At 72.0% G+C, this 10,238-nt stretch carries 8 protein-coding genes; all 8 read left to right on the forward strand.

What is annotated here, in order from left to right; genetic code table 11:
• Positions 1-336: 336 nt before the first annotated feature.
• The 8 genes from eccD to ACFYWG_RS01960 all read left to right on the forward strand — a co-directional run bounded on the left by eccD (position 337) and on the right by ACFYWG_RS01960 (position 10,232).
• Positions 337-1,737 (forward strand): type VII secretion integral membrane protein EccD, encoded by a 1,401-nt coding sequence (eccD, locus tag ACFYWG_RS01925; protein ID WP_389198677.1) that lies wholly within the window; start codon positions 337-339, stop codon positions 1,735-1,737.
• Positions 1,738-1,779: 42 nt separating this feature from the next.
• On the forward strand, positions 1,780-3,354 hold the full coding sequence (gene eccB, locus ACFYWG_RS01930; protein ID WP_389198679.1) for a type VII secretion protein EccB: 1,575 nt from the start codon (positions 1,780-1,782) through the stop codon (positions 3,352-3,354).
• 543 nt (positions 3,355-3,897) lie between these two features.
• Positions 3,898-4,233 carry a hypothetical protein gene (locus ACFYWG_RS01935; RefSeq protein WP_333935841.1) on the forward strand — a complete coding sequence of 112 codons (336 nt, stop codon included), beginning with the start codon at positions 3,898-3,900 and terminating at the stop codon, positions 4,231-4,233.
• Between the two features lie 87 nt (positions 4,234-4,320).
• Complete coding sequence (locus ACFYWG_RS01940; RefSeq protein WP_376327691.1) at positions 4,321-4,629, forward strand: WXG100 family type VII secretion target; 309 nt, start codon at positions 4,321-4,323, stop codon at positions 4,627-4,629.
• A gap of 297 nt (positions 4,630-4,926) precedes the next feature.
• A complete protein-coding gene (locus ACFYWG_RS01945) occupies positions 4,927-5,397 on the forward strand; it encodes a type VII secretion system-associated protein (RefSeq protein WP_389198682.1) in 471 nt (156 codons plus the stop codon).
• Positions 5,398-5,525: 128 nt separating this feature from the next.
• Positions 5,526-9,239, forward strand: a complete 3,714-nt coding sequence (locus ACFYWG_RS01950) for an AAWKG family protein (RefSeq protein WP_389198684.1) — start codon at positions 5,526-5,528, stop codon at positions 9,237-9,239.
• A 160-nt stretch (positions 9,240-9,399) separates the two neighbouring features.
• Positions 9,400-9,852 (forward strand): YbaB/EbfC family nucleoid-associated protein, encoded by a 453-nt coding sequence (locus ACFYWG_RS01955; RefSeq protein ID WP_389198686.1) that lies wholly within the window; start codon positions 9,400-9,402, stop codon positions 9,850-9,852.
• Positions 9,853-9,854: 2 nt separating this feature from the next.
• On the forward strand, positions 9,855-10,232 hold the full coding sequence (locus tag ACFYWG_RS01960) for a hypothetical protein (RefSeq protein ID WP_376327698.1): 378 nt from the start codon (positions 9,855-9,857) through the stop codon (positions 10,230-10,232).
• Positions 10,233-10,238: the final 6 nt, after the last annotated feature.

Here is a 10,238-nt window from a genome sequence, read left to right on the forward strand (position 1 = left end):
AGTGCCCCACCGGGTGGGCCCTACGGTTCCGGGCCGCGGTGATATCCGGGGTGGTCGTGTTCCGGGCGGTGGGGGCGGGCAACTCCCGTGCCGATCGGCTCGTACCGGGCGCGTGTCCGATCCGCAGCACAATCCGGCGGGCGTCGGCAGTAGTCTGCATTCACCGAACGCCACCTGTCCACGCGGCAGGGGCGGTTACCGGACGCGCGGGTGCAATTCAACTGCTGTGGCCCGTCGTTGGTGGCCGCATATACCTTACGTACTCTTCACCCGTTCCCCCTTTACCGGGGGCATCTTTCCCTGCCACACCCCCCACGGAAGACGAGAGTTCAGCTGATGACCGACAGTGCGGTGGCCGAACTGTGCCGCCTGACCGTACGCGCGCCGAGCGTCTCCGTCGATCTGGCCGTGCCCGCCGATGTGCCGGTGGCCGATCTGCTGCCCACCATGCTGCGGTACGTCGGCGAGGAGGCCGAGGAGGCCGGCCTCGACCACGCCGGCTGGGTGCTGCAGCGGCTCGGTGACGCGCCGCTCGACGAGGAGACCACCCTCGCCGGCTCGGGACTCACCGACGGCGACGTGCTCTACCTGCGCCCGCACACCGAGGCGCTGCCGGAGGCCCGGCTCGACGACCTGGTCGACGGGATAGCCGACACCGCGGGGCGGCGGCTGCACAACTGGCACCCGGGGGCGGCGCGCGGCCTGCTGGTGGGGACCGCGGTCGCCACCGTCCTGACCGCCCTGCTCCTGGTGTTCTGGCCCGGGGTCGGTTCCTCGTCCGGGCCCGTGTACGCGGGTGTGACGGGTGTGCTGCTGCTGGCGGGGGCGGGGACGGCCAGCCGCGCGGTCGGGGACCGGCTGTCGGCCAGTGCGCTGGGCCTGCTGGTGGCGCCCTGCCTGGCGCTGGCCGGCTGGGTGCTGCCCGGCGGCGACCTGACCGGCCCGGACGCCGCCCGGGTCGTCGGGGCACGGTTGCTCGCTGCGGGGGCCGCGGGCGCGGGCGGGGCCGTGCTGGCGCTGGCCGCCACCGCGGTCGGGGCTCCGGCGCTGGTGGCCACGGCGGTGGTGTCGGTGGCCGCCGCGATCGCCGGGGCCCTGATCGGCTACAGCTGCCTGGACGTGCCGGCCACGGCGGCGCTGGTGGCGACGGTGGTCGCGCTGGGGGCAGGTGCGGTGGCGCCCTTCGCGTTCAAGCTGGCCGGGATGCGGATGCCGGCGCTGCCGTCGTCCGCGAGCCAGCTCCAGGAGGGCATCGAGCCCTACGCGGGCAGCGAGGTGGCCGAACGCACGGAACTGGCCGGACGCTGGGTGACCGCGCTGTTCGCCGCCACCGGCGTCGTCTGCGCGGCCGCCCTGGTCGTGCTCGCCGAGCACCCGAACCTGCCCGAGGTGCTCACCTCCCTGGCGCTGAGCCTGCTGCTGCTCCTGCACTGCCGGGGCCTGGTGCACATCGCGCAGCGGCTGACGCTGGCCGTGCCGGGCGTGTGGGGTCTGCTGCTGCTGGCCCGCGCCTGGGCGGTCGACAGCGGCAGCGGCGGGCGCACGGTGGTCTGCGCGGTGCTGCTCGCCGCTGCCGCCGGCCTGGTGGTGGCCGCCTGGGTCGTGCCCGGCCGCCGCGTCCTGCCGTACTGGGGGCGGGCGGCGGAGCTGGCGCACACCGGGTTCGCGGTGGCGCTGCTGCCGCTCGGCCTGTGGGTGGCGGGCCTGTTCGGCTGGCTGCGCGGCCTGTTCGGCTGAGGTCCGGACGCCGGTACATCGAGGACGAGGTGAGGAGAGGCTGTGCAGTCCAAACGCGACCAGGTGCAGGCCCACGGATTCATGATGGGCAGGCTCAGCTCGGGCCTGCTGACGGCCGACCCGGACGCCCCGGAGAGCCCGCTGGGACGCACCACGCGCGGTGTGGTCTTCGGTGTGCTGGTCACCGTCCTGGTCGGTGCGGGCGCCACCGTCTACGGTCTGCTGCGCCCCGGCGGCAACGACGGCTGGCGCGACGGCGAGCACCTGGTGGTCAACCGCGACACCGGGGCCCGCTACCTGTGGACCGGCACCGACGGGGTGCTGCACCCGGTGCGCAACTACGCCTCGGCGCGGCTGATCGGCGGCTCCGACCTGCCGACGGACGACGTGGGCACCGCGTCGCTGCGGGACACCCCGGTGGGCGTGCCGGTCGGCATCCCCGGCGCCCCGGACACCGTGCCCGACCCCGGACAACTCGACGACGGCGCCTGGCACATGTGCGTGACGGGTCCGCAGGGGGCCCTGCCCAGCACCTCCGGCGCCACGCCCGACACCGGCGTGAACAAGCCGGGCGCCACCACGGTGGTCGCCGGCGCGCCCCTGGATTCCCAGGGCGTGGACGGGGACCGCGCGGTGCTGGTGCGCGGCCCGGACGGCACCGAGTACCTGGTGTGGCGGGGCAGCAGGCTGCCGCTGGACCGCGCCGCCGACGCCCGCAACGCCCTCGGATACGGCTCCGAACGGCCCATGCCCGTCTCCGCGGCCTTCCTGGACGCGCTGGCCCCCGGCCCCGTCCTGAGCCCGCCCGAGGTGCCCGGACGGGGCGAGGAGGGTCCCGAGCTGGGAGGAGAGGCCAGCCGCGTCGGCCAGCTGTTCAAGGTGAGCGTGCCCGGCGGCGGCAGCACGTACCACCTGCTGCGCAAGGACGGCCTGGTGCCGCTGACGCGGCTGGGTGCCGCGCTGGTGCTGGGCGACCCGGCCACGCAGAAGGAGGCGTACGGGGGGAAGTCGCCCGAGGTGCGCACCGTGGGCGCCGACACCCTGCGCGAGCACCGGGCGAAGGACGCGGGTCCGGCCGGCTCGGCCCAGCTGCCGGACGCGCCGCCGGCCGCGCAGGCCACGCCGCGGGGAACCGCGCTGTGCGCCAAGGTGGACGGCGGCGACGGCGGCGCCCGGATCAGCTCCGTGCTGGCCCCCCTGACCGGCCTGGCCCCCGTGGCGGTGCCGGAGGGCACCGGCGGGCCGCTGGAGGCGGCCTGCGCGCCGCCCGACGCCGCGGTCGTCCGGCCGGGGCGCGGCGCCCTGGTCAGGGCGCTGCACGCCAGCGGCGCCGCCCACGCGGGCACCACCTACCTGGTGGCGGACAACGGAGTGAAGTACCGGCTCTCCTCCAAGGAGGCGCTGTCCGCGCTCGGTTACGAGGCAGGGGACATCGACTCGGTGCCGGTGCAGCTGCTCGCTTCGTTCCCCACCGGGGCGGACCTGGACCCGGCGGCCGCGTCGGGCGCCGCGAAGGTGAGGGTGACGGCCCCCGACTGCGGCGCCGGCGAGCCGGAGCGGAAGGACGCCGCGGGCGGCGGGGCGGACAAGCCCGACACAGTCGGCACCGCGCAGTGAGTCGGACAAGGAACCCGTACGCACCGAACAAAAAGAAATGGGCCGGCCGCGGGGGCGAATTCCAGCCGAATTGAATCCCGTCAGCACACGGCCGGGCCGGTCGGTGACCGGGGCGGGAGCCGCGAATCGACGGTGTCCGGCCCCGGGGCCGCCGGAAGTCGGCAGGGATTGGAGCGCCCGGCCGGGACGCAACCTCAAATGTAGCTCAAAGAATTCCGGCGGTCCGTGCCTGAAATGACTGCGGGCCACGCGGACATTTCGGGGAACAAGTCACCGCCGTGACCGTTTCCCACCCTGCCGTGCCCGCTTCGTGCCCGATTCTCGAGCCGCTTCCGCGAAATGAGCGGCGGGCGGGCGTCGGCCGGTGGGACGGACGCCTTCACCCTGCCGAAACCTCCCGGCAACTCTCCTCGTATGTATGGTTCTTGGCGAGCGGACCGAAGCTCAAAACCATTCCTGCACGCGTTGCGCGGAACGCGGGGTTCTCTCTAGCCTCAGCGAGCGACAAGGCGACAGGACTTGCTCGAACGAAGGGAGCGCGACATGGCGGACAGTGCCGCGAGGAAAGCGGATTACGCCAAGGGCTTGGGGGGCGTCTCGTCCCTGGAGTCGGCCCGGAGCCAGGTCGAGAAGATCCAGAACAACGTGGCCGAGCTGGCCGCGCGTTCGGGCGTCGGCGGTGACGAGGGCCAGGCCCTCCTCAAGCTCTTCCGCAGCTGGAACGCCGAGGCGCAGAAGGTCGTCGTCCAGATCAGCAAGATGATCGACGCGCTCCAGGAGAACGTGACCTCCGCCAACCGTCTGGCGCAGGAGAACCAGGATCTGACCGAGGTCCTCAACAGCAAGACCACCCAGGGCGTCTTCGAAGCGCTGCGCTGACCTCCCCCTTCCGGCACCGGCCCCCGTGCCGCGGCCGGCCCCCGCGAGTCTTCCGGGCCCGGCGCCCGGCCCCCGAGAGGAGACGTCATGGCCGACGGCATCATCGACGTGCAGTACCCCGTGGTCCAGCGGGCCATCGAGGATCTGAAGGACCAGACCCAGCAGATCATCAACACCCTCAACACCCTGGAGGACGAGCTGAAGCCGCTCGTCAGCTCCTGGGAGGGTTCCGACCAGCAGATGTACATCCAGGTCCAGGCGGAGTGGGACCAGGCCACGAAGAACATGGCCATGCTGCTCGGCGACAGCGGTCAGCTGATCCAGAGCATCCACGACAACCACTCCCGTGACGAGCGCCGCAGTGCCGACAACTGGGGCAACGTCCGGGCCCGGTAGCACCGCTCCGGTCCCGCACCGGTACGGCCGGCCCGGGCAGGCACGGCCGTGGACCGGCAGAGCCGCCGCGGACCGGCAGGGCCCGCGCGCCCCTCGGCCGCCCCTCGGCACGGCCGGCCGGCATCCCGGCCAGGCATCGCCACGGCCGGCCGTACACCCCGGCCACGCGTCGGCGCGGGCCGGCCCCGCACCCCCGGCCGCGCGCAAGTGTGGCGGTGCGTGCGACGGCGCCGGGCGGCCGTACCGATGCCGCTCGTCACCCGTCCGGAACCCAGCCAAGCCGCAGGAGGACGTCCCATGGCCGGTGAGAAGGCCGACGTCAAGCACTTCGACCTCAAGCAGATGGAGAACTTCCGGGACAACGAGGTGCAGCCGGTGTACACCGCCGCCAAGACGCACCGCGAGGAGGGCGACGGGTCACACATCCGCCCGCTCGGCCGGCTCATCGACGGGCACACCACCCCGGACAACCTCGCCCAGGACCAACAGCTCCTGCGCATCGGCAAGATGGTCACCGAGCCGCTGGTGTCGGGCCCGAAGCTCATCGAGGACGTCCGCGCCGCCGCCGAGTCCATCGACAAGCTGCTCGGCGACCAGATGGAGCTGTTCAAGGAGCTCAAGGAGGCTCTCGCCGACACCATCGACGAGGCCAACAAGACGAAGGACAAGAACCTCAGCGCGATCGACGCGCAGACGCTGCTCATGACCTTCGAAGAGGTCGACTCCCTCACCGCCGGCAGCTCCGGCGGGAACGACGACGACACCTGACATCGACGCTGCCCGCCCGGCCCCGGACCGGACGGCACACACAGCACGCGGCAAGGCCCGGCTGCACACCGGCGTGAGAACGCCGCGCACCGGCACGCAGGACAGGCACCGACCAGAAAGGGCGCCCGGTGGCCGATCGGTACGATCCCAACTCCGTCGCGAACCTCGACAAGTTCGACAACGCCGGTGACCCGTCGTCCGACACCTGGGCCACCCTGGTCACCCACATCACGGGATACCCCGTGCCGGACCGCAGCACGATCTTCGACACCCTGCGCTCCGACCACGGCGGCAAGCTCTTCCGGATGGACATCAAGGACCGCAGCCTCGGCCTCCTCGTCAAGGACTCCGGCTTCCTCACCAACACCGGTGAGGACTACGACATCTGGTTCTTCGACCGGAACAAGACGACCCGGATCAAACAGGCCCGCATCGTCTTCGAGGGCCGGGTGAAGGCCGGCGACGAGATCATCTTCGCCTCCCCCGGATCCGACAACGTGCACGACGCCCAGGTCCGTGAGGGCAACGAGTTCACGGACTACAACAAGGACAAGATGAGCACGATCCCGCTGGCCCGGTACATGAACGGGCCGCGGGCGGCGCTCCTCGCCCTGCTCGGCGGCAGCACCCAGGACGCCCGGTTCAGCAATCTGGGCGTCGGCGGCGGCGACGTCGTGGACCTCGACTCGTTCGACTCCACCGGCGAGTCCTTCGACTACGCGGCCAAGTTCTTCAAGGACCACGCCGTGGTGCTGAAGGACTGGGAGGACCGCTTCGGCCGCGACGACGCGAGCTGGAAGGGCGAGGCCGCCGAGGTCTTCCGCAGCCTGCTGAAGAAGATCCGCGAGAACTACGACAACTACGTCGAGACCTTCAACGCCAACCCCGGCTCGGGCAGCGAGACCGGCACCGGCAACACGGTCTACTCCCGCGCCCTGTCCCTGGGGCGCAAGTACCTGGAGGACGCGGCCGACACCCTGCTGAAGGCGTGGCTGGACTGGGCCAAGTCGCCCTACTACGACCCGCACCAGGTGCTGCGCTACGTGCTGGACGACCTCGCCCAGTGGGTGGACGCCAACAACGTCGCCAAGACCGACATCAAGGTCACCACCTCCCGCTACGGCAGCTCCACCTACCACACGCCCCAGGCCGGCTTCCTCCAGGAGCACCCGGAGTACGGCGACCTCACCGACATCGCCAACTGGGCGAAGGTGGGCGACAAGGCCGTCAGGATCTGGAGCCAGGGCGTCGACCAGTACCTGGGCAAACCCGCAGCCCAGGTGCAGTCCTCCCTCAACAACCACTTCCTCGACCTGGGCAAGGACTTCTCGGAGAACCTGCCCGAGCCGAAGTCGACCACCACCGCGGCCGACGACTACGAGAAGCGGAAGCTGCAGCAGGAGAAGGAGGAGATCGACAAGCAGAACGAGGAGAACCGCAGGTACCAGGACGAACTGCGGGCGGAGCAGCAGCGCCAGCGCGAGGAGGACCGGCGGTACCAGGAGGAGCTGCGCAACGAGCAGAACCGGCAGCGCGAGGAGGACAAGAAGTACCAGGACGAGCTGCGGGAGGAGCAGAAGCGGGAGCAGGACGAGGCCGAGAAGTACCAGGACGAGCTCCGCGAGGAGCAGAAACGCGAGCAGGACGAGGCCCGCAGGTACCAGGACGAGCTGCGCAACGAGCAGAACCAGCAGCGCGACGAGGACAAGAAGTATGCCGACGAGCTCCGCGAGGAGCAGAAGCGGGAGCAGGACGAGGCCAGGCGCGAGGCCGAGGAACAGCGCAGGACCATGGAGGAGAACCTCGGCGGCCTCAACGGTCCGGCCGCGGTGAACGAACAGGACCTCGGCACCCTCGACGACCTGCTCAACCGGAACGTCCCGGTCACCGAGAGCCCCGGCGACCTGAACGGCACGGGCGGCGACCAGGATCTGACGGGCACCCCTCCCCCCGTCACCGCGTCCCTGGGCAACCTGGGCGGGCTCAACAACGGCCCTGCCGGGGCGAACCGCAACGCGGCCGACGACGAGGTCACCCGGAGCCTGGGCAACCTCGGCGGCCTGAACAACGGCCCCGGCACCTCCCTGCGGACCCCGACCGGCGGCAGCACCCAGCTCGACGACGGCAAGCTCACCACCGGCTTCCCGGACGGCAGCAGTACCTCGTTCGACCCGGACTCCGGCGTGCTCACCACCACGCACCCCGACGGCAGCGTCACCACCACCGACCTGGGCGACGGCACGCAGGTGACCAACCCCGACGGTTCCACGACCACCCTCGGTGACGACGGCAAGCTGACCACGACCTTCCCCGACGGCACCATCCAGACCGTCGACCCCGCCACCGGCCGCACGAGCACCACCGCCCCGGACGGCACCACCACCACGACCGACCTGGGCAGTCTCGACGGTCTCAACAGCCGCGACGGCGTGCTCGACACCCCGACCGGGGGCAGCACGCAGCTCACCAGCGGCGGCGACCTGACCACCGACTTCCCCGACGGCGGACGCACGTCCTTCGACCCGGACACGGGGGTGCTCACGACGACGCACCCCGACGGCAGCGTCACCACCACCGACCTGGGCGACGGCACGAAGGTGACCAACCCCGACGGCTCCACGACCACCCTCGGTGACGACGGCAAGCTGACCACGACCTTCCCCGACGGCACCATCCAGACCGTCGACCCCGCCACCGGCCGCACGAGCACCACCGCGCCGGACGGCACCACCACGACCGAGAACCTCGGGCACCTGGGGAACCTCAACGGGCAGCAAGAGTCCGGCGGTCTCGGTGGCCTCGGCGATCTGGGCGGCCTCGGCCCGGACGTGACGACCGAGTCGATCGGCGACCTGGGTGACCTCGGCAACCTCAACGCCGACCCGTCCGGGCTGGAGACCCCGACCGGTGGCCACACCTCGATCGAGGACGACGGCGACTTCGCCACCACGTTCCGCGACGGCAGCGAGAGCGTCTTCGACCCGGACAACGGCATGCTCACCACCACCCGGCCCGACGGCTCCACCACGACCGCCGACCTCACCCACGGAGCGAAGGTCACCAACCCGGACGGCTCCGTCACGACCCTGGACAACGGCCGGCTGACCACCACCTTCCCGGACGGCAGCAGGCAGGTCATCGACCCGGACACCGGCATCGCCGAGGTCACCGATCCGCAGGGCCGTACCGAGACGGTGAACCTGCACGACCTCAACTCACCGTCGGGGTCCGGTCGTTCCGGCGCCCTCGACCGACTCGGCGGCCTGGACGGCCTGGACGGGCTGAACGGACCCGGCGGAGGCGGCTCCACGACGTCCCGGGACGTGTCCCTGTCCGAACTGGGGCTGGGGGGCGGCAGCGGGTCCGCCGCGAGCACCGCCACTCCCGGCGGCCTCTCCGCGGCGGACTCCTTCTCCGCCGGCGGCTCCGGGGCCGCCCCGCTGTCGGAGGGCGCCACCGCGCCGCTCGCGCCTGCCGCCTCGGCCGGCGCTCCGGGCACCCCCGGCATGCCCGGCAGTCCCGGCATGCCGATGGGCGGCATGGGCGGCGGCATGGGCGCGGGCGGTGAGCGGGGCAACGGCGAGCGGGTGCGGGCCGTCCTGGTCGACGCGGCCGAGGAGAGCGAACGGCGCAACCGCCGGCGGCGCAGCCCGTGGAACCGCCAGGAGGACGACGACACCTTCCTCGCCCCCGCCTCCCGGGTGGCGACCACCGGCGGCGAGTCCCCGGAGGAGGAGACGGAACCCGGCCGCAGGGCGACCACGTCAGCCGACTACCTGGAGGAGGACGCGGACGTGTGGGGCACCGACGAGGGCGGCACACCGGCCGTCATCGGCCGATGACCGGCGCCGAGCCGACGTGCTGCCGGAGGGGCCCGGTTTTGCACCGGCACCGCCACCGGGCAAGATCGTCGACACAGTCGAGACACCGGAGCGCCGAACGGGCACGCCGCCGCACACCCGGCCGCCCGCGCGGCACCCACGGAGGAAGGGAGGGGCGACCGTGACGGAACCGCTGGAGAAACGCCTCGAACAGGCGATGGCCGAACTGCACGCCGCCCAGGAGGCGTTGGCACGCACCGAACGCGAGCTGCGTGAGACGTCCTTCGCGGTCCTCTCCTCCGACCGCGCGGTCCGGGCGACCGTCGGACCGCAGGGCGAGCTGACCGGGATCGAGTTCCTGGAGAACAAGTACCGCGACATGTCGCCGCAGGAGCTGGCCGCGAGTGTGCTGGAAGCGGCGGGCGCGGCGCGTGTGCGGATGAACCGGCACGTGATGAAGGCGATGGCTCCCTTCACGGAGCCCAGCAGCAACCTGCCGGAGCTGAAGGGCTTCGAGGTCGACTGGGAGCGGATCTTCGGAACCGAGGTGCTGCGCGACGACGAGGAGCCGGCCCGCGGTGGCGAGCCGGGCCCCGCCTGGCGGGACGCACTCGACGAGGACGGGGAGGACTGAGCGTGGGACAGCGGTACTACGTCGACCCGCACCGCATCGAGGCCCTGGCCGGGCAGCTGGAGGAGATCGGCTCCCTCGCCCGGAGCATGACGGAGGAGTTCCTCGACGAGCTGGCGCCCACGGTGTCCTGGCCCGGCACGGACGGGGAGTTCGCCGAGAAGGCCAGGCCGCAGGAGCAGAAGGAGCGGCAGACGACCAAGGACACGATGATGTCCGTCCGGGACGCCCTGGTGGGCATCACCGACGCCACGGTCAGCCAGGTCCGGATGATGAAGGACACCCGCGACCGCAACATCGAGGACATCGAGCAGCGCAACAGCCGGATCGAGACCGACGGACTGGGCGGGGACGGAGGCCACGGCGGGCATGGACGCCGCTGACCTCGG

Origin of the sequence: Streptomyces sp. NPDC003456 (assembly GCF_042878735.1) — a bacterium.
Lineage (GTDB): Bacteria > Actinomycetota > Actinomycetes > Streptomycetales > Streptomycetaceae > Streptomyces.

Bases quoted from the DNA above. Each gene is read 5' to 3' on its own strand.
- ACFYWG_RS01935 (WP_333935841.1), top strand. From the start codon at position 3,898: ATGGCGGACAGTGCCGCGAGGAAAGCGGATTACGCCAAGGGCTTGGGG.
- eccD (WP_389198677.1), top strand. From the start codon at position 337: ATGACCGACAGTGCGGTGGCCGAACTGTGCCGCCTGACCGTACGCGCG.
- ACFYWG_RS01945 (WP_389198682.1), top strand. From the start codon at position 4,927: ATGGCCGGTGAGAAGGCCGACGTCAAGCACTTCGACCTCAAGCAGATG.
- ACFYWG_RS01940 (WP_376327691.1), top strand. From the start codon at position 4,321: ATGGCCGACGGCATCATCGACGTGCAGTACCCCGTGGTCCAGCGGGCC.